The sequence below is a fragment of the Mycobacterium colombiense genome (genome assembly GCF_001672755.1).
Taxonomy (GTDB): domain Bacteria; phylum Actinomycetota; class Actinomycetes; order Mycobacteriales; family Mycobacteriaceae; genus Mycobacterium; species Mycobacterium colombiense_C.
On the sequence record NZ_LZKI01000062.1, the window covers coordinates 17,486 to 44,346 of the forward strand.

31 protein-coding genes are annotated in these 26,861 nt (G+C 68.3%); 8 read left to right on the plus strand and 23 right to left on the minus strand.

The annotated features are described in order from the left end of the window. Positions 1 to 227: 227 nt before the first annotated feature. Both A5708_RS07910 and A5708_RS07915 read right to left on the minus strand, forming a co-directional pair. Positions 228 to 914 carry an Rv0518 family GDSL lipase gene (locus tag A5708_RS07910; protein WP_065028088.1) on the minus strand — a complete coding sequence of 229 codons (687 nt, stop codon included), beginning with the start codon at positions 912 to 914 and terminating at the stop codon, positions 228 to 230. Between the two features lie 90 nt (positions 915 to 1,004). After that, a complete protein-coding gene (locus A5708_RS07915; RefSeq protein WP_065028089.1) occupies positions 1,005 to 2,240 on the minus strand; it encodes an acyltransferase family protein in 1,236 nt (411 codons plus the stop codon). A 369-nt stretch (positions 2,241 to 2,609) separates the two neighbouring features. On the opposite strand from A5708_RS07915, the gene A5708_RS07920 reads away from it, so the two are divergent. After that, on the plus strand, positions 2,610 to 3,050 hold the full coding sequence (locus tag A5708_RS07920) for an STAS domain-containing protein (protein WP_065028090.1): 441 nt from the start codon (positions 2,610 to 2,612) through the stop codon (positions 3,048 to 3,050). On the opposite strand, the gene A5708_RS07925 is transcribed toward A5708_RS07920, so the two are convergent. From A5708_RS07925 to A5708_RS07955, 7 genes are all read right to left on the minus strand, one after another. After that, complete coding sequence (locus A5708_RS07925) at positions 3,034 to 3,294, minus strand: hypothetical protein (protein WP_065028091.1); 261 nt, start codon at positions 3,292 to 3,294, stop codon at positions 3,034 to 3,036. The two genes, A5708_RS07920 and A5708_RS07925, sit on opposite strands and share 17 nt — an antisense overlap. After that, positions 3,291 to 3,836, minus strand: coding sequence for a DUF3093 family protein (locus tag A5708_RS07930; RefSeq protein ID WP_065028127.1), 546 nt, complete (start codon positions 3,834 to 3,836; stop codon positions 3,291 to 3,293). The genes A5708_RS07925 and A5708_RS07930 overlap by 4 nt, the downstream gene beginning before the upstream one ends. Positions 3,837 to 3,849: 13 nt before the next feature. Then, positions 3,850 to 4,833: a porphobilinogen synthase gene (gene hemB, locus A5708_RS07935; protein WP_081292858.1), complete on the minus strand. Its 984-nt coding sequence runs from the start codon at positions 4,831 to 4,833 to the stop codon at positions 3,850 to 3,852. 106 nt (positions 4,834 to 4,939) lie between these two features. After that, positions 4,940 to 6,598, minus strand: coding sequence for a uroporphyrinogen-III synthase (locus A5708_RS07940; RefSeq protein WP_065028093.1), 1,659 nt, complete (start codon positions 6,596 to 6,598; stop codon positions 4,940 to 4,942). Positions 6,599 to 6,621: 23 nt separating this feature from the next. Further along, positions 6,622 to 7,569: a hydroxymethylbilane synthase gene (gene hemC, locus A5708_RS07945; protein ID WP_065028128.1), complete on the minus strand. Its 948-nt coding sequence runs from the start codon at positions 7,567 to 7,569 to the stop codon at positions 6,622 to 6,624. A gap of 13 nt (positions 7,570 to 7,582) precedes the next feature. After that, on the minus strand, positions 7,583 to 8,953 hold the full coding sequence (locus tag A5708_RS07950; protein ID WP_065028094.1) for a glutamyl-tRNA reductase: 1,371 nt from the start codon (positions 8,951 to 8,953) through the stop codon (positions 7,583 to 7,585). A gap of 125 nt (positions 8,954 to 9,078) precedes the next feature. Beyond that, the gene (locus A5708_RS07955; RefSeq protein ID WP_065028129.1) at positions 9,079 to 9,348 is read right to left on the minus strand and encodes a glutaredoxin family protein; all 270 of its coding nucleotides are present in this window, start codon (positions 9,346 to 9,348) and stop codon (positions 9,079 to 9,081) included. A 59-nt stretch (positions 9,349 to 9,407) separates the two neighbouring features. Between A5708_RS07955 and A5708_RS07960 the strand changes: the two genes are divergently transcribed. From A5708_RS07960 to A5708_RS07980, 5 genes are all read left to right on the plus strand, one after another. After that, positions 9,408 to 9,716 carry a WXG100 family type VII secretion target gene (locus A5708_RS07960; protein WP_065028095.1) on the plus strand — a complete coding sequence of 103 codons (309 nt, stop codon included), beginning with the start codon at positions 9,408 to 9,410 and terminating at the stop codon, positions 9,714 to 9,716. Next, on the plus strand, positions 9,709 to 9,999 hold the full coding sequence (locus tag A5708_RS07965) for a WXG100 family type VII secretion target (protein WP_065028096.1): 291 nt from the start codon (positions 9,709 to 9,711) through the stop codon (positions 9,997 to 9,999). The genes A5708_RS07960 and A5708_RS07965 overlap by 8 nt, the downstream gene beginning before the upstream one ends. A gap of 146 nt (positions 10,000 to 10,145) precedes the next feature. Next, complete coding sequence (locus tag A5708_RS07970; protein ID WP_065028097.1) at positions 10,146 to 11,054, plus strand: HAD family hydrolase; 909 nt, start codon at positions 10,146 to 10,148, stop codon at positions 11,052 to 11,054. A 43-nt stretch (positions 11,055 to 11,097) separates the two neighbouring features. Beyond that, positions 11,098 to 11,619 (plus strand): FAS1-like dehydratase domain-containing protein, encoded by a 522-nt coding sequence (locus A5708_RS07975; protein WP_065028098.1) that lies wholly within the window; start codon positions 11,098 to 11,100, stop codon positions 11,617 to 11,619. Further along, positions 11,620 to 12,549 (plus strand): cyclopropane mycolic acid synthase family methyltransferase, encoded by a 930-nt coding sequence (locus tag A5708_RS07980; RefSeq protein WP_065028099.1) that lies wholly within the window; start codon positions 11,620 to 11,622, stop codon positions 12,547 to 12,549. A 66-nt stretch (positions 12,550 to 12,615) separates the two neighbouring features. On the opposite strand, the gene A5708_RS07985 is transcribed toward A5708_RS07980, so the two are convergent. The 9 genes from A5708_RS07985 to A5708_RS08020 form a co-directional block, all read right to left on the minus strand. Then, the gene (locus A5708_RS07985) at positions 12,616 to 13,704 is read right to left on the minus strand and encodes a lysophospholipid acyltransferase family protein (RefSeq protein WP_196772563.1); all 1,089 of its coding nucleotides are present in this window, start codon (positions 13,702 to 13,704) and stop codon (positions 12,616 to 12,618) included. Then, positions 13,686 to 14,813: an SDR family oxidoreductase gene (locus A5708_RS07990; RefSeq protein ID WP_065028100.1), complete on the minus strand. Its 1,128-nt coding sequence runs from the start codon at positions 14,811 to 14,813 to the stop codon at positions 13,686 to 13,688. Before A5708_RS07990 ends, A5708_RS07985 begins: the two co-directional genes overlap by 19 nt. 51 nt (positions 14,814 to 14,864) lie before the next feature. Further along, positions 14,865 to 14,966: a 30S ribosomal protein bS22 gene (locus A5708_RS26045; protein WP_003402602.1), complete on the minus strand. Its 102-nt coding sequence runs from the start codon at positions 14,964 to 14,966 to the stop codon at positions 14,865 to 14,867. Positions 14,967 to 15,112: 146 nt separating this feature from the next. Beyond that, the gene (locus A5708_RS07995) at positions 15,113 to 15,370 is read right to left on the minus strand and encodes a cell division/environmental response transcriptional regulator (RefSeq protein ID WP_065028101.1); all 258 of its coding nucleotides are present in this window, start codon (positions 15,368 to 15,370) and stop codon (positions 15,113 to 15,115) included. A 138-nt stretch (positions 15,371 to 15,508) separates the two neighbouring features. Next, on the minus strand, positions 15,509 to 16,384 hold the full coding sequence (proC, locus tag A5708_RS08000; protein WP_196772564.1) for a pyrroline-5-carboxylate reductase: 876 nt from the start codon (positions 16,382 to 16,384) through the stop codon (positions 15,509 to 15,511). Between the two features lie 27 nt (positions 16,385 to 16,411). Continuing rightward, on the minus strand, positions 16,412 to 17,263 hold the full coding sequence (locus A5708_RS08005) for a thioesterase family protein (protein ID WP_065028103.1): 852 nt from the start codon (positions 17,261 to 17,263) through the stop codon (positions 16,412 to 16,414). Positions 17,264 to 17,288: 25 nt separating this feature from the next. Next, positions 17,289 to 18,131, minus strand: coding sequence for a sugar phosphate isomerase/epimerase family protein (locus A5708_RS08010; RefSeq protein ID WP_065028104.1), 843 nt, complete (start codon positions 18,129 to 18,131; stop codon positions 17,289 to 17,291). Between the two features lie 15 nt (positions 18,132 to 18,146). Then, on the minus strand, positions 18,147 to 19,139 hold the full coding sequence (locus tag A5708_RS08015; protein ID WP_065028105.1) for a hypothetical protein: 993 nt from the start codon (positions 19,137 to 19,139) through the stop codon (positions 18,147 to 18,149). Further along, positions 19,136 to 20,152 (minus strand): Ppx/GppA phosphatase family protein, encoded by a 1,017-nt coding sequence (locus A5708_RS08020; protein ID WP_065028106.1) that lies wholly within the window; start codon positions 20,150 to 20,152, stop codon positions 19,136 to 19,138. Before A5708_RS08020 ends, A5708_RS08015 begins: the two co-directional genes overlap by 4 nt. 119 nt (positions 20,153 to 20,271) lie before the next feature. Between A5708_RS08020 and A5708_RS08025 the strand changes: the two genes are divergently transcribed. Next, positions 20,272 to 21,066: a hypothetical protein gene (locus A5708_RS08025; RefSeq protein WP_065028107.1), complete on the plus strand. Its 795-nt coding sequence runs from the start codon at positions 20,272 to 20,274 to the stop codon at positions 21,064 to 21,066. Positions 21,067 to 21,120: 54 nt separating this feature from the next. After that, positions 21,121 to 22,065, plus strand: coding sequence for a hypothetical protein (locus tag A5708_RS08030; protein WP_065028108.1), 945 nt, complete (start codon positions 21,121 to 21,123; stop codon positions 22,063 to 22,065). Positions 22,066 to 22,168: 103 nt separating this feature from the next. Here A5708_RS08030 and regX read toward each other — a convergent pair whose 3' ends face one another. The 5 genes from regX to mshA form a co-directional block, all read right to left on the minus strand. Continuing rightward, complete coding sequence (gene regX / locus A5708_RS08035; protein ID WP_065028109.1) at positions 22,169 to 22,852, minus strand: two-component sensory transduction protein RegX; 684 nt, start codon at positions 22,850 to 22,852, stop codon at positions 22,169 to 22,171. A 49-nt stretch (positions 22,853 to 22,901) separates the two neighbouring features. Then, positions 22,902 to 24,125 (minus strand): sensor histidine kinase, encoded by a 1,224-nt coding sequence (locus A5708_RS08040; RefSeq protein WP_155765928.1) that lies wholly within the window; start codon positions 24,123 to 24,125, stop codon positions 22,902 to 22,904. A gap of 154 nt (positions 24,126 to 24,279) precedes the next feature. Then, positions 24,280 to 25,029, minus strand: a complete 750-nt coding sequence (locus A5708_RS08045; protein WP_065028111.1) for a phosphoglyceromutase — start codon at positions 25,027 to 25,029, stop codon at positions 24,280 to 24,282. A gap of 25 nt (positions 25,030 to 25,054) precedes the next feature. Continuing rightward, positions 25,055 to 25,582, minus strand: coding sequence for a YbjN domain-containing protein (locus tag A5708_RS08050; protein ID WP_065028112.1), 528 nt, complete (start codon positions 25,580 to 25,582; stop codon positions 25,055 to 25,057). After that, a complete protein-coding gene (gene mshA / locus A5708_RS08055; protein ID WP_065028113.1) occupies positions 25,579 to 26,853 on the minus strand; it encodes a D-inositol-3-phosphate glycosyltransferase in 1,275 nt (424 codons plus the stop codon). The genes A5708_RS08050 and mshA overlap by 4 nt, the downstream gene beginning before the upstream one ends. Positions 26,854 to 26,861 lie beyond the last annotated feature (8 nt).

The window sequence follows — 26,861 nt, forward strand, 5'->3', positions numbered from 1 at the left end:
TCAGATCAGTGAAGGGTTTTTGGAGGTTTTAGGGTCATGTCTTCGCTGTTGCTGGTCTGCATCGCAGTAGCCGCGCCCTTCGCCGGGATCGCCTTCCTCCACGTGCAAGACCGCTTGGAGCGGTGGGACTACGAACGGCACGCGAACGACTGAGACCGGCGTCTACGCCAAACTCGCTGTGTCATCACGGGTTCAGCTCGCCCAGGAGGCCGCCCGCCACACCTGAGTCAGGTCGACAGCTGCGTGCGAATGAGCGGTGCGATCTTGTCCGCCATGTATTGATGCCCCGCGTCGTTCGGATGCACCCCGTCGGCACCGATCAGGTCGGGGCGGCCGACGAACCAGTGTTCGGCGATCGGGTCGATGAACGTCGCCCCCGCCGCCCCGGCAGCGCCGGCGAGGACGTCGCGAATCAGGAACATCGACGGCGGCACATCGGCGGTCGGCCACGGCGGTCCGATCACCAGCAACCGCGCCGCCGGCGCGAGCTGGCGCGCCACATCCAAAGCGGCGTTGGTCTTTACTGTCAGGGTCGCGGGATCGACACCCTGGTCATTGCGGGAGCCGAAGAACACCACCAGCGCATCGTCGGGCTGGACCGCTCTGGCGGTCAGGTCCTCGAAGATACTGCCGTGGTCACCGGGCGTGGCATAACCGGCTCTGCCTTCGGCCGCCACGCTGCCCGAGATCCGCGAACCCCGCGAACCGAGCACCTGCCAGGCGCGCAGCGGCCACGATCTCGAGCCCAGACCGCCCTCATTGGTTCCGGTGGTATACGAATCCCCCACCACTGCAACATGATTCAGCCGGAAGTCGAGTGTCAGTGTCTCGTAGGTGCGCACCTGCGGCGGGTACGCGATGCCTACGCTCGCCAGAAAACTCACCCCAATGAGAAAGGTGGCCAGACGACTCACTCTCACCTCCACTGTCAACGGCATCATCGGGTGCCGCCGCGTCCTCATCGAGTATTCCCCGTAAGACGCGGCCGGCCGCTGAGGCGGCCATCACACCGCGCGGGCCGAAACCGCTTCCAGCGGACGGTCGATCGGATGCAGCTTACTGTTTGAATCGCCGGGATCGCTTCGCGCGCTGACGGCCCTGACGTCGACCATCTTGCGCATCCAACGGCGGGCCGGCTCTTCGACACCGTGATACAGCAGCACCGACAAGACCAGGGCAATCGCGAGCAGGCCGATGACGTTCCATTTCCACGGGTTGTCCAGGGTCGGCAGCTCGAATTGCTCCACGGCCCAACCCCAGGCGGTGTGCACCAGCTCATGCACCATGTACAGGCAGAACGAGATCTTCCCGCCGTACACCATCACCCGCGTCGACAACACCCGCGGCAGGCTGCCCAGCCCGATGGCCAGCGATATCACCAGCGGCACGAACAACACGTCGACGACGCCGCCGCTGTCGTTCTCCACCACTCCCGATATCGGGTGCGCGCCAAACCAATACAGCACGCCGACCATCGCGGCCAGGAGCAGCAGGGATACGTATCCGGCGATGCGGCGGCCACGATCGCTCAGCCGCAGCCTGCGCACCGCGGCACAGGCCAGCGCGCCCGCAGTGAATTGCGTGACAATGCGGGGCAGCCAGCTCCACGGCGTGTAGAAGTGGCCGCTGGCGAGCAGCATCACCACGGGCGGCAGCGATGCCGCGAAGGCCAGGACCATCAGGCTGCGCGCCCTGGTCGCCTGCTTCATCCGTAACAGCACCAGCACCAGGACGGCGAAGAGCACATAGGCCAGCCATTCCGCACTGATCGACCAGGCCGGCCCGTCCCAACTCGAGTCGTCGAAGAACGGCACAAACCACAACTGCACCAACAGGATCTGGCGCACGTAGCTGATCGCGGTGAGCGAAGCGGCGTCCGGCGACGGCACATGACCGACGTGCAGCGTGAAGATCACCCACAGCGCGGCGAGGTGCAGGGTGACCAGGTACACAGGCCATACCCGGGCCAGGCGCAGCCACAGGAAGTGCAGGGTCGCGCGGGTCGACCAGGACCGGCCCATGCGGTCGAGATAGTTGTACGTCAGCACGAATCCGCTGAGAATGAAGAAGAGGTCGACGCCTTGGGCCCCGCAGTTGAGCACCGGCGCGAGGGCGTCCCGGAAGTCGGGCGACACGTCGCCGAGCATCGGCCGGAAGTGAAACAGCACCACCCACAGCGCGGCGACGATACGGAGCCCCGTCAGGGCGGTGATCTCGCCCTTGATCTCTCCGCCCCGCACGCTGCTCTTCCCGTCCGAATCCTGCCGTTTCGTCCTGCTGCAAATTCGGCTGAGCGGGGAATCTCGCCTTCTCACAAGCCCCCCGACCAGCAACCGGCAGCCTAGGCAGCCTAGCAGCGCAATCGGCGGCATGCGTGGACGGTTGTGGTGTGGCATACCGACTTCCGGGGTAATCGAATGGCCCGTTAGCCCGCTGGGCGTTTGCTCAGCCGCCGCATTGCGATAGGTCCTCAATGGCTTCTTAGCAAAGCGTTAGACACGGCTTCCGGTCTCCTTAGGCTTGCGGCCTAACGTCATAAACGCCCTTTTGGTGAGCGTGGTGGCGCCCGCGGGAGGCGGCGCGAGCGCCACGGAGAGTGAGGGGTCCTCATGACGGTCGCAGGCAGCCGAGCCGGCCGCGACAACTGCGTGTTTGACTGCGACGGCGCACAGGTCCGGGCGCACCACCGCCACCTGGCGACGGTGGTGCACATTCGCGGCGAAATCGACGAGAAAAATGTCGATCGCGTCAGCGACCACATTGCGCGCTTCACGCTCGGAGAAAACCCCGTGGTGCTCGATGTGGCCGACGTCGTCGAATTTGCTGAGGCGGGCATCTCGCTGCTCTACGCGTTCGATGCCGACTGTCGTGCCGCCGGGGTGGATTGGACCCTGGTCGCCAGCTCGGCGGTGACCCAGGTGCTGGATGACGCCGGTCATGACGCCAGTTTTCCGATCATGCGCTCGGTTCACGAGGCGCTGCAGGACCGGGCCGAGGCCATCGTCCTGCGCCGCCGGATGGCGCTACCGTTCGTCAGGAAGACGCGTTAGCGCCCGAGCGCGCGCGCCGCAGCCTGGCAGTCCCGACGACCGCCAACACCCCGGCGCTGGTCAGCAGCACCAGCGTCAGCAGCAGCAGCTGCGGGTCGTACAGCAGCGAGGTGGTTGAGGGCTGCCCGTCGGCGATCGGTGCCACGATCACCGTGTGATGCGAGTGCCACCAGGTCAGCCCCGAGCACACCAGCGCAAGGCAGGCCAGGCCGAGCTCGAGCAGCGCGCGGAAGCGGGTGTTCATTGCGCCGTCCCGGTGTCGTCGTCCCAGTCCCCGTCGATCGATCCGGTGGGCTCCACCCTCTCCTGGACCAGTGGGGTCAGAGCGGCGCGCAGCTGACGATGACGACGCGCCCATGCCTGGGCCGTGCGCCCGCCGGTGAGCTTGAGACCGATGCCGACGCGCTTACGCGGCACGCCGACCAGTTCGCCGAGCGCCCGCGACGACTGCCACCGCGCCAGCTCTTGCCCGGAGGCTTCGTGATTCTCGGGCTCGGGATACACCTTGAGGATTTCGCGGACCAGGATCGTTTCGGTGCCCTCGCGCAGGGCGTCCTCGGTGAGCTCGACCGAGACGTGGATGCGTGCGGCCTTCACCTGTATCCCGAGGAACGCCGATACGAGCACCAGGAAGATCGCGGGCACCACCAGCGATACCGGGGCACCGCTCCAGATCTCGATCAACACCATCGCCACCGCCGCGGCCGGACCACACGCCAGCCACCACCAGCTGGCGCCGGGTTCGTAGAACAACCGCTTGGGTTCGGTATCGCCGTCGGTAGTCATCGCAGGCCCCATCTCACGAGAGCCACCCTGCCGCATCCGCGGCCCAATAGGTGAGAACGATATCGGCTCCGGCGCGCCGGATGCTGGTCAGCGACTCCAGCGCCGCGGCCCGCTCGTCGATCCAGTTGTTCGCGGCTGCAGCGCAAATCATCGCGTACTCCCCCGACACTTGATAGGCGGCGACCGGAACGGGCGAGACGTCCGCCGCGGCCGCGACCACGTCGAGGTAACTCATCGCCGGCTTGATCATCACGATGTCGGCGCCTTCGTCAAGGTCGAGCTCGATCTCGCGCAGGGCCTCGCGGGCGTTGCCCGCCTCCTGCTGGTAGGTGCGCCGGTCGCCGGAGAGGCTGGAAGCGACCGCCTCACGGAACGGGCCGTAGAACACCGAGGCGAACTTGGCGGCGTACGCCAGAATCGCCACGTCGGTGAAGCCCGCGGCGTCCAACCCGTCGCGAATCGCGCCCACCTGTCCGTCCATCATGCCGCTCGGCCCGACCACGTGAGCGCCCGAGTCAGCCTGCGCCACAGCGAGATCCACATACCGGGCCACGGTGGCGTCATTGTCGACCCGGCCCCGGTCGTCGAGTACGCCGCAGTGTCCGTGGTCGGTGAACTCGTCCAGGCAGGTGTCGGCCATCAACACGGTGGCCTCGCCGAGGTCCTTGGCCAAGTCCCGCAGCGCGACATTGAGAATGCCATCGGGGTCGGTCCCGACCGACCCGATGGAGTCCTTGTCCTCGTCACGGGGCACGCCGAACAGCATCAGTCCGCCCACGCCCGCGGCCACGGCACTGGCGGCCGCGCTGCGCAACGACTCGCGGGTGTGCTGCACCACGCCCGGCATGGACGTGATGGGCCGTGGTTCGTCGATGCCGTCGGCGACGAACATCGGCAGCACCAAATGCCTTGGCTCCAAGGACGTTTGGGCCACCAAACGGCGTAAGGCCGGGGTGGTGCGGAGCCGGCGCGGACGGTGCCGCGGGAATGGGCTCATCAGCGGCGACCCGCTGCGCCCGGCTGCGCCGCTTGGTGGCGACCCGCTGCGCCCGGCTCCGCCGCGCTGGCGATCGCCACGGCCGCGCTTGCGATCGCCGCAACCACTAGCGCCTGCGGCTCTTTTTGCGCGGCGGCGGCAGCGCGCCCTCGGCGCGCAACCGCGCGGCGTGTTCGGCCAGCGCGTCGACCAGCGGGCCAACCGCGGCGGTCTCGGGCTGGACATCCACCCGCAGACCGAATTCGGCCGCGGTCTCCGCGGTCTTGGGACCGATGCAGGCGATGATCGTCCGGGCGTGCGGCTTGCCGGCGATGCCGACCAGGTTTCGCACCGTGGAGCTGGACGTGAAGCACACCGCGTCGAACCCACCGGTCTTGATCATTTCCCGCGTTTCGGCCGGCGGCGGGGCGGCCCGCACCGTCCGGTAGGCGGTGACATCCTCGATCTCCCAACCGCGTTCGCGCAGGCCCTCGGCCAGCGTCTCGGTGGCGATGTCGGCGCGCGGCAGCAGCACCCGGTTGACCGGGTCGAAAACGCTGTCGTAGTCCGGGAAGTCGTCGAGCAGGCCCAGTGAGGACTGCTCGCCGGCCGGCACCAGTTCGGGGCTGATCCCGAAGGCCCGGACCCGGTCGGCGGTCGACTCGCCCACACACGCGATCTTCACGCCGGAGAACGCGCGCGCGTCCAGGCCGAACTCGCCGAACTTCTCCCACACCGCGCGTACCGCGTTGGTGGAGGTGAACACCACCCACTGGAAGCGGCCGTCGACCAAACCCTTGACGGCCCTTTCCATCTGGGCGGGGCTGCGCGGCGGCTCGACCGCGATGGTCGGCACCTCGATCGGCAGCGCGCCGTAGGAGGTCAGCCGCTCGCTCATCTCGCCGGCCTGGTCCTTGGTGCGGGGCACCAGCACGGTCCAGCCGTACAGCGCGCGGCTCTCCCACCAGTTCAGCTTCGCCCGGCTGGCCACCGTCTTGCCGATGGTCACCACCAGCGGACCGGTCAACGGGCCGGCGGGGTCGGTACCGCCGAGCACCGCCGAGTCGGTCAAGCCGTGCAGCGTGGTTTCGATGGAACGCTGCTGACAGGTGGTGCCCTGCGCGGTCACCACGCACGGGGTGTTCTCGGCGAGCTCGTGCTCGATCAGGGTGCGCGCCGCGTCGGCCAGATGCGACGACGTGGCCTGCAGAATCAGCGGGCCGGGCGCCGCGGCCAGCGCCTCCCAGTCGACGTCGCCGCGCACGTCGGCAACCGTGTGCGAGGAGCCCAGCGGCAGCCCCGCATACGTCGGGACGGCATCGCTGGGAGCCAGCCCCGGCACGATCTCGATGTGCAGGTGGCTCCGCGCGATGGCGTTGACCTCGGTGATGACCGCGTCGACCGTCAGCGGATCGCCGGCCACCAGCCGCACCACGTCGACGCCCGTCCGCGCCTCGGCGGTCAGTGTCTTGGCCACCTCGGCGGGGTCACCCAGCGCCGGGCGGATATCGGGACCGCCGGAGATCACCGCCGGCTGCGCCTTGCCCTGGTCGGAACCGCCGTCGCCGTTGGCGGCGGCCGGCTCGGCCGGGGCCGGGCCGGACACCGGTGGCAGGTCTTTGCCGATCAGGGCCAGCACCGGCTCTCCCACGTCAGGGTCGGTGAACACCAAAGCCGCGTTCGCCAGCACCGCGGCGGCCCGGGTCGTCAGCAGTCCCGGGTCACCCGGGCCGGAGCCCACGTACGTGATGCGGCCGGGTGTCGGCTTACGCCCTCGCGTCGTCATTGTCGCTCCCACGTAACTCGCATTTAATTTCCTCGCGCCGGGTCTTGCCGCGCTTCGCTCATCAGTTCTCGGGCGCCCAGCTCGAACAGCTCCGCGGCCACCGAAAGCCCAAGCTCTCGTGCCCGACCGGGACTGCCGATACCGGACGCGCGGATCACGTCGGACCCGTCCAGCGCCGCCACGCAACCGCGCAGCGACAGCTCTTCGAAGATCCGGCCTTCCTCATCGATGGACTCGACCACTTCGGCGATCGCGCCCACCGGTGCGGAGCAACCGGCCTCCAGTTCGGCCAGCAGGGCTCGCTCCGCGGTGACCGACGCACGCGTGTCGGCGTCGTCCAGTTCCGCCAGCACTGCCGCCAACCGGCTGTCACCGGCACGGCATTCGACGGCGAGCGCGCCCTGAGCCGGTGCTGGCAACATCTGCACCGGCTCTAGCGTCTCGGTGACATCGTCGAGGCGACCGATCCGGGCGAGTCCCGCCCGGGCTACCACGATCGCGTCGAGATCACCACTGCTTACCCTGTTCAACCTGGTATCTAGGTTGCCTCGTAGGGGGCGGATTTCCAAACCGAGACCCAATGCTCTAAGCTGCGCGGCCCGTCGCGGCGACGAGGTACCCACCAGCGAACCGGCCGGCAACTCCGCGAGCACCAGTCCATCGCGCGCGACCACCGCGTCGCGCGGATCGTTGCGCAGCGGTATCGCCGCCACAGCAAACCTCGGGTCGTCGGCGGTCGGCAGGTCCTTGTGGGAGTGCACGGCGGCGTCGACGCGGCCCTCCTCCATGGCGTCGCGCAGCGCGGTGGTGAAGACACCCACCCCGAGCGACTCGATGGGCGCGGACGAGCGGTCCCCCTCCGTGCTGATGGTCACCAGTTCCGCCGGGTGTCCCAGCGCGATCAAAGCGTCTCTGACGACCCCGGCCTGGGTGGTGGCCAGCAGGCTGCCCCGGGTGCCTATCCGGATCACGTTCGCCAATCGCCTACTCAGCGGTTTGCTGCGGGGTGCCCGCGTCGAATCCGTTTGCAATGACTGGCAATTCGCCCGCGGCCACGGCATCGACGGCGGTCTGATCGAGTTCGAACAGTTCGCGCAACGCCTCGGCGTAGCTGTCGCCGCCGGGCGCGCTGGCCAGCTGTTTGATCCGCACGGTCGGCGCGTGCAGCAGCTTGTCCACCACCCGCCGCACGGTGCGGGCCACCTCTTCGCGCTGGGCGCTCTCGAGCCCGGGCAGCCGGTTGTCGAGGCGCAGCAGCTCCGCTTCGACCACATCGGCGGCGCGCTGGCGCAGCGCGGTGACCGTCGGGGTGACCTCGGCCATCCGCTGTCCGGCAAGGTAGGCAGCAACTTCGGTGGCGACGATGGTGCGGGCGGCGTCGACGTCCGCGGCCGTGGCGTGGGCCGAGGGCTCGTGCTGCACGCGATCCACGTCGACGACCCAGACGCCGGGCAGACCTGCCACCGCCGGGTCGACGTCGCGCGGCATGCCCAGGTCGCAGATCACCAGCGGGTTCGCCTCTTCGTCGCGGGGCGCGGCGGCCAGCGCATGATGCACGTCGGCCAGCGAGATCACCGGGGTCACCGCGCCGGTACAGCTGACGACGACGTCGGCGCCCGCCAAGGTGTCGGCCAGGCGCTCCAGGGGCACGGCGTCGGCCTGCACGCCGGCGTCGCGGATCTTGCGGACCAGGCGTTGGCCCCGGGACAGCGACCGGTTGACCACGTGGACCTGCCCGATGCCGGCGCGAGAAAGGTGTGCCGCGGCCAGGGCGCCCATCGCTCCGGCGCCGACCAGGACGGCGGTCTTGCCCGACAGCCCCTCGAGGCGGCGTTCGGCCATGTTCAGGGCGACGGACACCACCGAGGCGCCGGCGGCGTCGATGGCGGTTTCCGAATGCACCCGCTTGCCCACCGACAGGGCCCGCTGGGCCAGCTCGTGCAGAATCCGGCCGACGGTGCGGTTGGTCTCGGCGTTGGCATACGCGCGACGGACCTGACCCAGCACCTGCTGCTCGCCGATCACCGCGGAATCCAGCCCGCTGGCGACCGCGAACAGGTGCTCGACGGCGGCCTCGCTGTACCGGACGTACGCGTACTTGGTGAGGTCGGTCATCGACATGCCGGACTGTTCCGACAGCACCTGTCCGATCACCGCCAACCCGCCGTGGAACGCGTCCACCACCGCGTAGACCTCGACCCGGTTGCATGTCGACAGCACCATCGCCTCGGTCACCAGTGGCGACTGCAACATCCGGTCGACGATCTTGCCCTGATCGGACTCGTCGATGCTGAGTTGTTCCAGGACGGAGACCGGCGCACTACGGTGCGAAACCCCGAAGAGCAAGACGCTCACGGCAGCATCACCTGGCCAGCTCCCTTGCTTCCTCCAGTAACTGAACTGCTGTCCACGGTAAACGTTTATCAGCTGGGCTACCAAATAATTGCCCCGCGCCGGCCGACCGGGCGGCGCGCGACGGGTCAGCCGCCGAGGTCCGCCCGCAGCCGGGGCTCATCGATCTCCCAGTAGCTGTGTTCGCGCCCGTCGAGCAGGACCACCGGCAACCGGTCGCCGAACTCGGCCCGCAGCGCGGTATTGCCCGTTGCGGCAGCCGCGTCGACGTCGGTCATCGACAACTCGAACCCCAATTCACCAGCCAGTTCGACCAACCGGGCATGTACGCGCTCGCAGATGGCGCACCCGTCGCGGGTCAACAGCTCCACCTGCGGCCGGCCGGTCGGCTCAGTCATGGGCACCAGTGTGTCATCGGTGACTTGTGAGGCCATCTACCAGGCGTTATGTTCCGGCTATGGCCGACGAAACGCTGCGGGTCGATCCCGCCGTCATGCGGGGCGCAGCCGTCGCGCTCGGCGCCGCGGCCGAGCAACTTTCGGCCCAGCTGTCCCAGCTCGACGATCAGGTGGGGCAGATGTTGGGCGGTTGGCAGGGCGCGGCGGGCACCGCGTACGGATCCACGTGGGCGCTGTGGCATAAGGGCGCCCGCGAGGTGGAGCTCGGCTTGTCGATGCTGGCGCACCTGGTGGGCCGGGCCGGCGGGGCGTATCAGAGCAACGAGGCGGGGTCCGCCCGGGCGGAGCGGGCGGTGCGCGGTGGCTGAGGCGTTTCGGGTCGATCCGCATGCGTTGGCCGAAGCGGTGCAGCGGATGGCGGCTTTCCAACGCTATGCCGAAGCCATGATCGCCGAAATCGATTCTCGCGTAACGCGTTTGCACACACCGTGGACGGGCGCCGCCGCGGCGGCGCATGCCGAGGCACATCAGCACTGGGTTCGCGGCGAGGCGATGATGCGCGATGCGCTGGCGCGTCTGGAGAAGGTGGCCACGACCGCGCACGGCAACTACACCGGCGCGATGTCGACGAATCTCGGTATGTGGTCGTGAACACATCGCGCCGCCGGCGTGCGACCCCGCCGAGCCCATCGGCCGCTCGGGGACACGTCAACGCCCGCACGCCATCTGCCCGATAGGGTTGGAGATCGGGCACCCGCTGGGTCGCCAGGCAACACAGCGATCTAGGAGGTTTGACGATGACTTCCTCTGACCCGGTCAACGCGGACCAATCCGGCTACGTCGACCCGGAGTCGCTGGCCGCGGACGCCAGCGCCGCGCGCGCGATCGAGGGCATGCAGGAAGCCGCCGCCTCGGACGACCGCCCGCAGCCCCCCGTCGACCTGACCGCGGCCGCCTTCTTCGACGTGGACAACACGCTCGTGCAGGGCTCGTCGGCGGTGCACTTCGGGCGCGGACTGGCCACGCGCAACTACTTCACCTATCGCGATGTGGTCGGATTCGTCTACGCGCAGGCCAAGTTCCAGATTCTCGGGACGGAAAACAGCAACGACGTCGCCGCCGGCCGGCGCAAGGCGCTCGCCTTCATCGAGGGCCGATCGGTCGAACAACTGGTGGCCCTGGGCGAGGAGATCTACGACGAGATCATCGCCGACAAGATCTGGCCCGGCACCCGTGAGCTCACGCAGATGCATCTGGACGCGGGCCAGCAGGTGTGGCTGATCACCGCCACGCCCTACGAGCTCGCCGCGACCATCGCGCGGCGGCTCGGCCTGACCGGCGCGCTGGGCACGGTCGCGGAATCGGTCGACGGCGTCTTCACCGGCAGGCTGGTCGGCGACATCTTGCACGGCACCGGCAAAGCGCACGCGGTGCGATCGCTGGCAATCCGCGAGGGGCTCAACCTGAAACGCTGCACCGCATACTCGGACAGCTTCAACGACGTGCCCATGCTGTCGCTGGTGGGCACGGCGGTCGCCATCAATCCCGACGCCCGCCTGCGCGCCCTGGCCCGCGAGCGCGGTTGGGAGATTCGCGATTTCCGCACCGCTCGCAAAGCGGCGCGGATCGGGGTGCCCTCGGCGTTGGCGCTCGGCGCGGCCGGTGGCGCCCTGGCTGCGCTGGCCTCTCGGCGGCAATCACGCTGATAGGCTGCGCCGCGCAGACACAATCGAGCGGAGGGCATACGCCATGACGGTCCCCAAGGAAGCCGAAGGACTCATCGGCAGCCATTACCGCGCACCGGACTACTTCGAGGTCGGTCGCGAGAAGATCCGTGAGTTCGCGCTCGCGATCAAGGACGACCACCCGGCCCACTTCGACGAGAGTGAATCCGAAAATGCCGGGTACACGGACATGGTGGCGCCGCTGACGTTCCTCGCGATTGCCGGGCGCCGCGTTCAGCTGGAGATCTTCACCAAGTTCAGCATTCCGATCAACATCGCCCGGGTCATTCACCGCGACCAGAAATTCAAGTTCCACCGGCCGATCCTGGCCCACGATAGGCTGTACTTCGACACCTATCTCGACTCGGTGATTGAGTCGCACGGCACCGTGCTGGCGGAGATCCGCAGCGAAGTGACCGACGCCGATGGAAGGCCGATCGTCACGAGTGTCGTCACGATGCTGGGAGAGTCTTCAAATCAAGAGGACGTCGAAGCTACCGCCGCGGCAGTGGCATCCATATCCGCAGGGAAGTTAGGGGCGTTGTAAATGTCTGCACACGGGGACACGGGAAGCACGCAACTGAAGCCGCCGGTCGAGAAGGTCCGGTCGCACTACGACAAATCGAACGAGTTCTTCAAGCTCTGGCTTGACCCGTCCATGACCTACAGCTGCGGTTACTTCGACGAGAACCCCGACCCGCAGAATCTGACCAAGACGCTGGAAGAGGCGCAGTACGCCAAGCGCAAGCTCGCGCTGGACAAGCTGAACCTCGAGCCCGGCATGACGCTGCTGGACATCGGCAGCGGCTGGGGCTCGACCATGCGGCATGCCGTCGCCGAGTACGACGTCAACGTCATCGGCCTGACGCTCAGCGAGAACCAGCACGTCCACTGCGTGGCGGAATTCGAAAAGATGGACAGCCCCCGCCGCAAGGAGGTGCGGATCCAGGGCTGGGAGGAATTCCCCGGCGACGAACAGATCGACCGCATCGTGTCCCTGGGCGCCTTCGAACACTTCGCCGACGGCGCCGGTGACGCCGGATACGAGCGTTACGCCACCTTCTTCAAGAAGTACTACGACCTGCTGCCCGACGACGGCCGGATGCTGCTGCACAGCATCGTGGTGCCCAGCGCCGAGGAGGGCAAAGCGATGGGCTTGCAGGTGAACATGACCTTGCTGCGGTTCATCAGTTTCATCTTGAAGGAGATCTACCCCGGCGGGAAGTTGCCCCAGGTCGACCTGGTCGACAAGTACTCAACCGACGCGGGTTTCAAGATCGAACGCCACCACTTCATCGGCAAGAACTACGTTCCGACGTTGACCGCTTGGGGGGATGCCCTCGAGGCGCACAAGGACGAGGCGATCGCCCTGAAGGGCCAGGAGACCTACGACATCTACTTGAAGTACTTGCGGGGCTGCTCCGATCTGTTCCGCGACGGCTACACCAACGTCTGCCAGTTCACAATGGTCAAGTAGGCGCCTTCCGCAAAGGGCAACGCCACCGCGGCTTTCCGCGGTGGCGTTTCCTTTTGCGCGGCCGGATCAGCCGAAGAAGATGTTGCGGCGGCCGGCGAGCAGCCGGTACAGCGTCTGCTGGATGGTCTCGCGCACCTGGTCGGTCAGCTCGAAGGTGACCATCGGGTCGTCGGCGTCGGAGGCCGCGTAGTCGTCGGTGTGGATCGGCTCACCGAACGCGATGTGCCATTTCGACGGCAGCGGCACCAGACCCACGGGCCCGGCCAGCGGGAACAGCGGCGTGATCGGGAAGTACGGCAGCCCGAACAGCCGCGCCAGCAGCTTGACGTCGGTCAGCATCGGGTAGATCTCCTCGGACCCGATGATCGAGCACGGAATGATCGGCGCCTTGGTCCGCAGCGCCGCGGTGACGAATCCGCCACGGCCGAACCGCTGCAGCCGGTAGCGGTCCTCGAACCGCTTGCCCAGCCCCTTGTAGCCCTCCGGGAACACGGCGGTGAGCTCGCCGGCGGCGAGCAACCGGTGCGCGTCCGTCGTGCAGGCCATGGTGTGGCCGGCCTTGCGGGCCGCCTCCCCCACGACGGGCAGATCGAACACCATGTCGGCGGCCAGCAGCCGCATGTCCCGCTGCGCGGGGTGCTCGTCGTGAACGGCCACCGACAGCATCAACCCGTCGAACGGCAGCACGCCGGCGTGGTTGGCGACCACCAGCGCGGCGCCGTCGTCCGGCAGGTTCTCGATCCCGCTCACCTCGACCCGGAACCAGGACCGGAAGAACACCCGCAGCAACGGCCGAACGATCGCGCTGTTGAAGTGCGGGTCGAAGCCGAACTCGTCGACGCTGTAGTCGCCGGTGAGTCGCTGACGGAGGAATCCGGCGACCGAAGCGACGCGCTGTGCGAGGTCGTTCAGCGGTGCGTCGGCGGACGATGAGCCCGCCGCGCGGCGATGCTCGTCGATCTCGCGGACCACCGCGGCGATCTGCTCGGCCGACGCACGGGCGTTCGGATCGGACAATAACGAAGGATGCTGGCGAGATGACTCTGCTCTTTGATCGGCTCTCCGACGAGCCGCTACCCGACCCCGATTAGTGTGCAGTGGAATGACATTGGCTCTGGTTTCACCCGCCACGATACCTACCTGACCCCACCCCACGGAATTGGATTTCGGCTACCCCAGCGCTGAGCCAGGGATATGGCGCGACCTTCCCAGGAGCGTACCCGATGTGGGTCGATTATGGGAGTCAAGCTCCGGCCGCGGACGTAGTCGTCAAACGCCTCCGCCGTCGACCATTTCGGCTGATAGCCGAGTTCTGATCGCATCCGACTGGTATCCATGACTCGGCCATAACTCAAGTAATCAAACTGATCACGACTGATCTCGTTGTAACGGTTTGCGCGCCGTAACGAATCCAGGGCCCATACGCCGAAACCCGGTACCGGCAAAGGAATCCGGCCGGCCCGCCGGATCGCCTGCGACAGCATGATGATGCCCTCGGCGCCGATGTTGAACGTTCCCGCCTTGCCCGCCATCGCCGCGCGCTCCAGCGCACCCAGCGCATCCTGCTCGTGCAGCAGTTGCAGTCGTGCGTCGCGGCCTAACATGGTGGGCACCAAAGGGCCTGCCAGATAACGCGACAGCGTGGTGTCCATCGCCGGGCCGATCATGTTGCCCAGCCGCAGGATCGTCACCGCGATGTCCGGCCGGCGCCGTCCCAAACCGCGCGCGTAGGCCTCGATGTCGAGGCTGTCCTTGGCGAAACCGTTGCGGAACGGCCGGCGGCTGGTGCTGTCCTCGGTGAACATCACCGGATCGTGCGCGCTCGAGCCGTACACCTCGGACGTCGATTTGAGCACCACCCGGCGCACCGAGGGCGCCTTCTGGCACGCCGCGAACAACTGCATCGCGCCCATCACGTTGATCTCTTTCAACGCCGCGGTGCCACCGGATCGCGGCGCGTACGACGCCGCCGCCGCATGCACCACCGTGTCGACGTCGCCGTTGCGAATCACCTTGGCTATGAAGGGATTACGGATGTCGGCCCGGACGAACTCGGCGCGCCCCATCCGGCGCAGCATGTCCTTGCTCGGTGCTATCGCATCGACCGCGATGACCCCTTTGATCATCGGGTTCTGCGCGAGCCGAGCCGTCAGGTAGCCGCCCAGAAACCGGCAGGCACCAGTGACCAACACGATCTTGGGGTAGTGCACCGTGTTGCCTGCGGTGTCACCCGGCCCGGCGTTGTCCCCATTCGACGGATCCACCCGGACAGCCTAGCGGCCAGGCGAGATGGCGGCACTATGCCGCGGGAGGGGTTACTTACCGAGTTTTCTGCGCTGCACCCGGGTGCGACGCAGCAGCTTGCGGTGCTTCTTCTTCGACATACGCTTGCGCCGCTTCTTGATTACTGAACCCATGAACTCCGCTATCTGACCGTGACCTGCTTCAAAGATTGGACCCGGACACTTTACCCGGCGGAACGCACCGAACACCAAACCGGCGTCGCCCGATCGCCGCGCAACCGCGGAGCCTGGGTGCCGCCCGCGAGCGGCACCGTTTCAGGTCAGCCGGCGTCGAAGTAGGACGTCTCCAGCATGTCGTGGACGGCCTTGGCGTGCACCCGGAAGGACCGGCCCACCCGGACCGCGGGCAGCTCGCCGTTGTGCACCAGCCGGTACACCGTCATCTTGGAGACCCGCATCAACGCGGCTACCTCGGCGACGGTGAGAAACTGCGTCCTGCCCTGCTGGCTGTCAACGGAACCGGCGTCCCGTGGCTTACCTGCAGCATCTCGCGCTGATGGCCCGTTACTAGACGTCATCGCAACCCAATCGTGTCAGGCACGCGCATGCCAGCGGCTTCCCCTCCGCTGGCACCCACACGTGCTTACACAAGGAGAATAGCGGGACTAATGGGGTTACTGGTACTGGTGGGGGACAATCAGTTCAAAAAACTTGGATTACTCTGATGTAATTCTTAGCTGCTCAGAGCGCATTTTGGCGGCCTGAACGGCCGCGTCGACCGCCGCGCGCAGGCCTCCCCGTTCCAGCTCACGCAGGCCCGCCGCGGTGGTACCGCCGGGCGAGGTCACCGTCGCCCTCAGCTGCGTCGCCGTGGCGTCCACCCGCAGCCCCGGGGCTTCGGCCTCACCCAGCTGCCGGTCGGCGTCCATGCGCTCGAGCAGCATCGCGGCCGAGCCCGCCATGGTCTGCGCGGTCAGGTCGGCGGCCACCTCACGGCTCAGTCCCGCGGCGACGCCGGCGTCGACGAGGGCCTCGACCAGCAGAAAGAAATACGCGGGCCCGGAGCCCGACAGCGCGGTGACGGCGTCCATCTGGCCCTCCGGGACGCTCAGCACGCCGCCGACGGAGTCGAACAGTGCCGAGACGCCTTCGAGCTGCGGCGCGGTGACGAACCTCCCCTTGGCCAGCGCCGTCACCCCGGCGCCGACCAGGGCCGCCGCGTTCGGCATGGCCCGCACCACCGGCGTCCCGGCCGGAAGCTTCGACTCGAAGTAGGTGATGGTGACCCCGGCCGCGACCGTGACGAAGACCTGCTCGGCGGTGTCGCTCTCGGCGGCGCCCGCGGCACGGGCGATCTCCGCCATCACCGACTCGACGTCGGCCGGCTTGACCGCGACCACGACGAACGACGCGTTCTCCACCGCATCGGACACCGAGCTGATCAGCACCGAATACGTGTCCGCCAGGTACTTGGCGCGCTCGGGAACCCGCTCGACCACCACCAGGTCCTTGACCTGCCGGCCCGCCCGCAGCAGACCCGACAGCAGTGCCTCCCCGATGCTGCCGCCACCGATGATCGCGATTCTTGCCATGCCGGACAGCATCGCAGACACCGCGTCCTAGCGGGCGGCAGGGACCAATGCCAATTGGCGGGCCTGCACCACCAGGCGGCCCAGGCTGTCGACGACGGTGTGGTCCTCGTCGAACCAGTCCTGCCCGATCTCGGTGCAGGTCGCGACGATGCGCAGCCAGCCGTCGGCCGGAAGGCCCCGCAGAAACGCCGTGAGCTGGATTGTGGGCGCCCAGCCGGTGCGGTCCACGGCGAAGGTCACCGGCGCCGACAGATCGCCGCACATGAGCGCGAACAGCGCGTCCGGGGCCACGCCGCGGGGGCGCGCCCACATCTGGATCACCGGCGGGCGCCCGTCGCCGCGCGGAGCCATCGTCGACAGCACCGGCCGCACGTCGCAGCCCTCCCCGAGGTGCACGAGGCCGGCCAGCGGATGACCCGGCCCGATCGGCTCGATGTCATCGGGCGGCTCGGGCGCCATCAGGTCCAGCACCGGGTTGGCCGACAGCAGCGGCTTTGCCACGCCTACCGAGCCGTCCCGATGCCAGTGCTCGGGCTCGCCGAGGTTCACCACCGCGTGCACCGCGGTGCGGTCGCCCTGGTTGAGCTCGACGTCGACGACGCTGATCCGGCGGCCCCGCTTGCGGATCGAGGTCACCAACTGCACCTGACCGGGGTCGGGCGCCCACAGGAAGCTCGCCGACACGGCAACCGGCTGCTGGACCGGCTCGACGCCGCCGGACCGGCCACCGCAGGCGGTGCGGGCGGCGTTGGCGCACAGCGCCAGCATCGCGCCGCCGTGCACCTTGGGACCGATGGTCCAGCGCTTGTCGAGCTCGCCCTCGAAAACGCCGGAACCGACCTCCCGCAACGTCATCGCGGTGGTGAATAACGCACTCATGTTGTCTGGATTTCTCCCGGCTTGGTCAGCGCAGCAGATGCGTGCGGGCAAACTGCAGCGATTCGGCGAGCATGGCCTCGCGCTCGTTGGCGGAACGCGCGCTGGACGTCGAGACCTCCAGGATGACGTGTCCGGCGAAGTGGCTGGCGGCCAGCATCTGGCACACCTCGGCGGTGGGTTGCGTGCCGCGCCCGGGCACCAGGTGCTCGTCGGCGGGCAGGCCGTTGCCGTCGCACAGGTGCAGGTGCACCAGCCCCGTCCCCATCCGCTGCGCCATGTCGAGCGAGTCGGTGCCCGCGGTCGCGGTGTGGGACAGGTCCAGCGTGTAGTGCGCGTGGTTGCCGTCGAGCGGGTCGTAGGAGGGCGCGAACGCCGAGATCGCCGGGCCGGGCCCGCCGCCGCGTTTGCGCATCCGTTCCAGCGACTGGCCCGCCCCGAAGAACCGGTCCGCCCGGAAGGGGAACATGTTCTCCACCGCGACCAACACGTCGCTGGACGCTTCCAGCTTCGCCACCTGCTCGGAGAAACCCTCGGCGTAGCGCCGCTGCCAGCGGAACGGCGGGTGCACGACCACGGTCTGCGCGCCCAGCTGCTCGGCGGCGCGCACGCTGCGATCCAGCTTGGGAATCGGGTTGGCACCCCACACCCGCTGCGAGATCAGCAGGCAGGGCGCGTGTACGGACAACACCGGGACGCGGTAGCGCCGCGACAGCTTCTTGACGGCGGCGACGTCCTGGCTTACCGACTCGGCCCACACCATCAGCTCGACGCCGTCGTAGCCGAGCCGGGCCGCGTACTCGAAGGCCGCCTCGGCCCGCAACGGGTACACCGAAGCCGTGGAAAGGCCGACTTTGATGGCGGGGCGCACTGTCTACGGTGCCGCTTAGCCCGATTGCAACGACAGCGCCAAGGGTCCCAGGGTGATCAGCGCACCCACCGCGACCGCGATCAACGTGCTGGCGATGTCCTCGGTCTTGCGGACCACCCGGACCCCGGCCACCAGGCCCAGGATGACGAGCACCGATAGCACCAGCGCCACCAGGCTGTTCCAGCGCCACAGCTGGTCGAAGGCCACGAACAATCCGCCGCCGAACGCGACGGCCAGCATCGACTGCAGCACGACCACGCCGCCACGCCACACCGCGTCGAATCTGCCCGGCTCCGGGTGGGCTTCCGCGGCGCCGTCCGCGTGCCGGTCCTCGAGATCGAGGCGCTCGTCGTCGCGGAGCACTCCGGCCGGCAGCGGCCCCGAGCCGTCCTCGTCGTCCTCGTCGTCCCCGGATCGCAGGAAGGAGCGCACGTAGGCGGAGTCCTCCAGCGCCGGTTCGGCCTCGCGCACTTCGGAGTCCATGACGTCCACCGGGACGTCGGCGTAGTGGTCCAGCGGGTCGAAGCTCATGTCCTCGGCCCCCGAGCCGGCCTGGCCGGTGCCATTGGCGGACGAGCCGGCCGGGCCGGCTTCGGGCAAGGGCCGCGGGTATTCGCTGCGCTCGGGCCCCGGCGCGCGCTTGGGCTGCGGCGGCGACTTGGGCCAGCGCGGCTCGGGCTCGGACCAGTAGGGCGCCTTGGGCTGGGCCTTGGTCACCGGCTCGGCGGCGGCCTCCCGGGCGGCGGGCTCGGCGGTCGGGGCCGCGTCGACCGCGTCGATCGTGTCGGTGGCTTCGTTGGCGTTGCGCGCGGGTTCGTCGTCGTCGTCGTGGATCACCGGAAGGTCGCCGGTCAGTTCGGCGACGGTCACCGAGTCGCTGTCGCCGCGCCGGCGGCGACGCCGCCGGGTCACCGCCGGAGCGCCGATGGTTCCGTTTCTTGCCAGCAATTCGGCAACTGAGATGGGCCGAGTGCCGGGGCTCTCGGTCTCGGAGTGCGGTCCGGTCATGGTTTGTCGCCTCTCGATCGGTTCTGATTCCGATCAACTACCTGACCTCCAGCATTGCGCACCGAAGGCTCCATGAGGGCCGATCCGTCGGCTTCGCTGTCGAGTTTGCGCAAGATGAGACCTTCCCGTAATGCCCACGGGCAAATATCCACCGAATCGATCGACAGCGCTCGCATGCTTGCCTCCGCCACCAGAGCACCCGCAACGATCTGCGGTGCCCGCTCGGCGCTCACTCCTTCCAGTTCTGCCCGGTCAGCGGTCGTCATCCTAGAGATGAAAGATATGAGTTGCCTGAGGCCGTTTGCTGTAAGCGTCCTCTTGACCCGCGGTCCAGCGCCCGACGGCGCCGCACCGGTGAGCCGGGCCAGCGAGCGGAAAGTCTTCGACGTCGCCACGGTCAGGTCGGGACTGCCCGCCTCCAGGATGTTCACGCTGGCTTCGGAGAGCTCGGCGTCCAGCCAGTCCCGCAGCATCGCCACCCGGCGCCGGCCGGGCGGATCGTCGGGCAGCCACTCGCGGGTGAGCCGTCCGGCGCCCAGCGGCAGTGACAGCGCGACCTCGGGCTCCTCGTCCACGCCGCTGGACATCTCCAGCGAGCCGCCGCCGATGTCCAGGTTGATGATGCGGCCCGCGCTCCACCCGTACCACCGGCGCACCGCCAGAAAGGTCAGCCGCGACTCGTCGACCCCGGTCAGCACCCGCAGCTCGACGCCGGTCTCCTTGCGGACCCGGCTCAGCACGTCGTCGGAGTTGCCGGCGTCGCGGACCGCGGATGTGGCGAAGGCCATCAGCTCCGCGCAGCCCGAACTGTCGGCGATCTTGGCGAATTCGTCGATCGTGGAGATCAGCTTCTCGGCACCGCGTTTGGTGATCTTGCCGGCGCTGTCGGTGGCCTCGGCCAGCCGCAGGGTGGCCTTCGTCGAACTCATCGGCGTCGGATGACCGCCGCGGTGGGCATCCACCACCAGCAGATGCACCGTGTTGCTGCCCACGTCGAGAACGCCCAATCGCACGTAAACAAACTAACGAAGCCTCGGGGGCGGTGCTTTGCGCGACCCGGTTAACCCGCCGTGATCGCCGCCATACGGACCCCGAGTGTCAGCGGCTGAAATGGTCCGAACCGTGGTCTAACGTGGACTGCGTGGCGAATTCGCACCCGGAACCGGGCCAAGAGGTCGAGCTGGATTTCGCCCGCGAATGGGTGGAGTTCTACGACCCCGACAACCCCGAGCACCTGATCGCCGCGGACCTGACCTGGCTGCTCTCCCGGTGGACGTGTGTGTTCGGCACCCCGGCCTGCCGGGGCACCGTGGCGGGTCGCCCGGACGACGGGTGTTGCTCGCACGGTGCGTTCCTGTCCGACGACGACGATCGCGCCCGCCTGGACGACGCGGTGAAAAAGCTGACGGATGCCGACTGGCAATTTCGCGAAAAAGGGTTGGGCCGCAAGGGTTATCTGGAGCTCGACGAGCATGACGGCCAGCCGCAGTACCGCACCCGCAAGCACAAAGACGCGTGCATCTTCCTGAACCGGCCGGGCTTCGCGGGCGGGGTCGGCTGCGCGCTGCACAGCAAGGCCCTCAAGCTGGGCGTGCCGCCGCTGACCATGAAGCCGGATGTCTGCTGGCAGTTGCCGATCCGTCGCAGCCAGGAGTGGGTGACGCGGCCCGACGGCACCGAGATCCTCAAGACCTGGGTCACCGAATACGACCGCCGCGGTTGGGGTTCCGGCGGCGCCGACCTGCACTGGTACTGCACCGGCGATCCGGCCGCCCATGTCGGCGCCAAGCAGGTGTGGGAAAGCCTGGCCGACGAACTCACCGAGCTGCTGGGCGCCAAGGCGTATTCGGAGCTGGCCGCAATGTGCAAGCGCCGCAGCAAGTTAGGGCTTATCGCGGTGCACCCGGCCACTCGCATCGCCGAGTAGGCCCACACTTCAGGCTGATACCCGGTGAGCCGCGGACGGCGACGGGAGCAAGCGATGGACGACGAAAAGCGGTCGGCCGCCGCCCCGCGGTGGCGCGGCACGGCAGGGCGCCTCGAAGTCTGGTACGCCACCCTGTCCGACCCGCGGACGGGCGCGGCGTTGTGGATCCATTGCGAGACGGTGGCTCCCGTGCAGGGCGCCCCGTACGCACACGGCTGGGTCACCCGGTTTCCGCCCGACGGGTCGCCCCGCACGGAACGGTTCGGCCCCGAGCCCACTCGGCCCGCGGCGGGCGCGCACTGGTTCAACGCCGCCGGGGTTCGAGTGGCCGACGCGCGGCTGGCGGGGCGGGCCGGGTCGTCGGCCTGGGATTTGTCCTGGACGGACACCGCCCGCCCGCTCTGGACATTCCCCCGCCTGGTGTGGGAGCGCGAGGTGTTGCCCGGCGCGCAGGTCGCCCTGGCCCCCACCGCCGACTTCACCGGCTCATTCACCGACGGAGGCACCGTCATACCGATCGCGGGATGGCGCGGCGGCGTCGCCCACATCTACGGACACGGCAACGCCAGACGCTGGGGGTGGATCCACGCCGACCTCGGCGGCGGCGACGTCCTCGAGGTGGTCACCACCGTATCACACAAGCCGGCGCTGCGCCGGCTCGCACCGCTGGCTTTCGTGCGCTTCCGGCTCGGCGGAAAGGATTGGCCCGCAAGCACTCTCCCATCGTTGCGGATGCGGACCAGGCTCGACCCGCGACACTGGCGGCTGGCGGGACGCATCGGCGGTCGCCGGGTGCTCATCCGGGTCGACCAGCCGCCGGACCGATGCGTGAGCCTGGGGTACACCGATCCCGACGGCGGCACCGCGGTGTGCACCAACACCGAACAGGCCGACATCCGCATCGACATCGGTCACCGGCGTTGGTCGGTGCTCGGCCACGCCGAGGTGGGCCTGCGCGGGACCGAAGCGCCCGGGATCAACGAGAGAGTGCCGTGCTGAGCTTCCGCGATCCGACAACGGCGCGTGGACGGCCGTGACGGGGTGATCGCGCCCAGTACCTGGATCACGTCGTCGACATCACGCCGCCGGCGGAGCCGTCAGGCTAGCCTTCGAGCTTGTAGCCCAGCCCTCGCACCGTCACCAGGTGCACCGGGTTGGCCGGGTCGGATTCGATCTTGGACCGCAGCCGCTTGACGTGCACGTCGAGTGTCTTGGTGTCGCCGACGTAGTCGGCACCCCACACCCGGTCGATCAACTGTCCGCGGGTCAGCACCCGGCCGCTGTTGCGCATCAGATACTCGAGAAGGTCAAACTCCTTGAGCGGCAAGGTGATCGCGTCGCCATTGACCGAGACGACGTGGCGTTCCACGTCCATCCGCACGGGACCGGATTCGAGCACGCCATCGCTGATCTCGGAATCGTCGTCACCGCCGCGGCGCAACACCGCCCGGATCCGCGCGATCAACTCGCGCGCCGAATACGGCTTGGTCACATAGTCGTCGGCACCGAGTTCGAGGCCCACGACCTTGTCGATCTCGCTGTCCCGGGCGGTGACCATGATCACCGGCACGCTGGAACGCGCACGCAGCTGCTTGCAGACGTCGGTGCCCGACATTCCCGGCAGCATCAGGTCGAGCAGCACGATGTCGGCCCCGCCCCGGTCAAACTCGGCCAGCGCGGCCGAACCGTCGGTCACCACGGTGGCCTCGAAACCCTCCTTGCGGAGCAGGAAGGCCAGCGGGTCGGCCAGCGACTCCTCGTCCTCCACGATCAGCACACTGGTCATCGGCGCGATTCCTCCTCATCGCTGCGCTCTGCATCGTCATACGCGCGGGTCATCGACTTAGTTCTTCCTCTCGTTGTGAGCGGTTGGGCCGCACGTCGCGACCCGGCGCTTGCTCGGATTCGCCATGGTCTTGATCAGACGCCATGGCAGCCGGAATGGAAAGGGTGAATGTCGATCCGGTTCCGGGTTTGCTCCACACGCCGATGCTGCCGTTGTGGTTGGCTGCGACGTGCTTGACGATGGCCAGGCCCAGCCCACTGCCTCCGGTGGCGCGCGAGCGCGCCTTGTCCCCCCGGAAGAACCGCTCGAAAACCCGCTCCTGGTCTTCCAGGGCGATTCCGATGCCGCGGTCGGTCACCGCGATCTCGATGTTCTCGCCGCGGCGGCGACGGCTGATCGACACCGGCGAACCCGGTGGCGAATAGGCGATGGCGTTGGACACCAGGTTGGCCAGGGCGGTGACCAGCAGCGTCTCGTCGCCCAGCACCCGCAGACCGCTGGGCGCGTCCGTCCGGACCTCGATATCGGCGTTGTCGGCTGCCACCTTGTGACGCGAAATCGCTTCGCCCACAACCTGATCGACGTCGACCTCGATAACGGTGGGCAGGCGTTCGGCGCCCTGCAGCCGGGACAGCTCGATCAGCTCGGCGACCATGTCGCCCAGCCGGTTGGCTTCGACGAGCACCTTCTCGGCGAACCGCCGCACGGTTTCGGAGTCGTCGGACGAGGCCAGCAGGGCCTCGGCGAGCAGCGCCATGGCGCCGACCGGCGTCTTGAGTTCGTGGCTGACGTTGGCCACGAAATCGCGCCGGGTCGCTTCCATCCGCGCGTAGTCCGACTGATCGTGGGCGAAGACCACGGCGAACCGGCGGTCTTCTTCGCTGAGCAACCGGGCTTGCCCGTGCACCGAGAGCCCGGACCGGCCGCCCGACCGTTTCGTCGGCTGCAGGTCGAATTCGACGTCCACGCCGGTCAGGGCCTGCTGCGCCGCCTGCCAGGCCTGGTCGTCGAGCTGGCGGTCGCGCACCAGGCCCAGCTCCTTGGCCCGGTCATTGAGGTAGACGACGTCACGATGGGCGTCCACCACCGCCGCTCCCAGCGGCATCAGCGCCACGATGCGTTGCAGCATCTGCGCGACGGTGATCCCGGTCCACTCGACACGCTGGCGGCGCTGCACCGCCCGCGGTGACAGCCGAATTCCGACCAGTACACCTGCGGCCAGTGCCAACGCGGACAAAACCCCGGCCAGCAACAGCGCCGAGAACACAGTCACATAGCAAATCCTACAAATCTTCCTGAACGCTGCCCTAGCGGAACGAGGCCAAAATCGGACAAGTCACACCTTGCGCCACAGGTATTCCGCTCCCGTTCACGCGATGTTTGGCTAAATGGCCTTTATCTCGCCGAACGGGGCGGGCGCGCCGGCGTCAGCCGCGTCCCTGGCTGGCAACCGCGGCGGCGCCGGCGGCGGCCGCCTCCGGGTCCAGATAGGTGCCGCCGGCCACCACGGGCCGCAGGTCAGCGTCCAGGTCGTAGCGCAGCGGGATGCCGGTCGGGATGTTCAATCCGGCGATCTCGTCGTCGGACACCTGGTCGAGGTGCTTGACCAGGGCCCGCAGCGAGTTGCCGTGCGCCACGATCAGCACCGTCTTGCCGCTGCGCAGGTCCGGAACGATCACGTCGGTGAAATACGGCAGGAAGCGCACGACCACGTCGGCCAGGCACTCGGTCAGCGGGCCGCCGCCGATGTCGGCGTACCGGGGATCGGTGTCCTGGCTGTAGGTGCTGCCCTTCTCGATGGGCGGGGGCGGCGTGTCGTAGCTGCGCCGCCAGGCCATGAACTGGTCCTCGCCGTAGCGGGCCTTCGTCTCGGCCTTGTCCAGCCCCTGCAGCGCCCCGTAATGCCGCTCGTTGAGCCGCCAGGTGCGCCGCACCGGAATCCACAGCCGGTCGGCGGCGTCCAGCGCCAGGTGCGCGGTGGAGATGGCGCGGCGCAGCAGCGAGGTGTAGAGGATGTCGGGCAGTAGGTTGTTCTCCGTCAGCAACTCACCGCTGCGCACGGCCTCGGTCCGGCCCTTCTCGGTGAGGCCGACGTCGACCCAACCGGTGAAGAGGTTCAGCGAGTTCCATTCGCTTTCGCCGTGGCGAAGCAGTACCAGCGTGGCGGTGTCACCCATGCCGGTTAGTCTCTCACGCACTCATTCAGCGGTTGTCAGCGTCATCGTCGCCATCGTCGTCGATCAGGTGGGCGAAGGCCTCCAGGTTCTTCAGCGACTCACCGCGAGACACCCGCCACTCCCACTCTTTCTGGATCGACGAACGAAAACCCAACTCCAGCAACGTATTGAAGTCCGAATCCACCGCTTCGAGCACCTGCCCGAGCACCCGGTCGAGTTCGTCGGCGTCCACCGAGGCAAGCGACATCCGGCCCACCAGGTAGATGTCCCCGACGTTGTCCAGCGTGTAGGCCACGCCGTAGAGGCGGCGGTTGCGCTTCAGCAGGAAGCGGTAGACACCTTCATGGTTCTCGTCGGGCTTGCGGCATACGAACGCCTCGACCCGCACCGAATGCTCGCCGATGCTCAGGATGGTGTTGGTCTTGAGCTTGCGCTCGCCGGGCAGTTCCACCACCAGTCCCGACAGACCACCATGTGCGCCAGCGTGTTTCGAGTAGCTCAGCCCGCTGGCCTGCAGGGCATCCTCGATCACGCGTTCCAGCGTGGCGGTCATGCGCCCACCCCCCGGCGGTCGGCGGTGTATTCGCGAATCGCGCGCCGGTAGCTGGCCAGCAGCGCGTCGGTGGTGTGGTCCCAGGAGAACGTGGCGGCGTGCGCGGCGGCCGCGCGGCCCATCTCCTCGGCTTGCGGCGCGGGCAACCGCAGCAGCCGGCCCAGCGCATCCGCCCATTGCGCGACGTCGTGGCCGGTCACCAGCGTGCCGGTCACCCCGTCCCGCACGGCCACCGGCAACCCGCCGACCGCGGCCGCGGCCACCGGCGTCCCGCACGCCTGCGCCTCGAGGGCGACCAGACCGAAGGACTCCGAATAGCTGGGCACCGCAACCAGATTGGCCGCCTGGAACAGCGTGGCCAGGTTCGGGCGCGACTGAGGGGGCAGGAACGTCACGCGCTCGGCGATACCGAGTTCGTCGGCCAGCCGCACCAATCCGTCCGGGGAGGCCAGTCCGCTGCCCGAGGGCCCGCCGGCCACCACGATGCGCACGCCGGGCAGTTGCGCGGCGGCGCGCAGCACGATGTCGGGCGCCTTGAGCGGCTGGATCCGGCCGACGAACGCCACGATGTCTTCGTCGGGCGGCAGCCCCAGTGCGGCCCGCGCGGCCCCGCGGTCGCCGGGGCCGAACACGTCGAGATCCACTCCGGGATGGACGACGTCGATCCGTGCCGGGTCGGCATGGTGAATCGAGATCAGTTGCCCGGCTTCGTCGTCGGTGTTGACGATCAGCCGGTCCGCCTCGTCGACGACCTGCTGCTCGCCGACTGTGCGCAGCGGCGGCTCGGGCGAATCCCCCGCGGCCAGCGCGGCGTTCTTGACCGCGGCCAGCGTGTGCGCGGTGTGCACCAACGGCACCGCCCAGCGGTCCCGCGCCAGCCAACCGACCTGTCCGGACAGCCAGTAGTGCGAGTGCACGATGTCGTAGTAGCCGGGCTCGTGCGATGCCTCGGCGCGCAGCACCCCGGCGGCGAACGCGCACAGCTGGGTGGGCAGGTCGTATTTGTCCAGGCCTTCGAACGGGCCTGCCACGACGTTGCGGACCAGCACCCCGGGCGCCACCCGCTCGACCGGCGGGTCGGCCGAGGCCGTCGCGCGCGTGAAGATCTCCACTTCGATGCCCCGCCGCGCCAGGTGCAGCGCGGTCTGCAGCACATAGACGTTCATGCCGCCCGCGTCGCCGGTGCCGGGCTGGGCCAGTGGTGAGGTGTGGACCGCCAACACGGCGACCCGGCGCGGTTCATTCAGCCGGAAAACCTCATCGTGCCGCACCCTGTCAT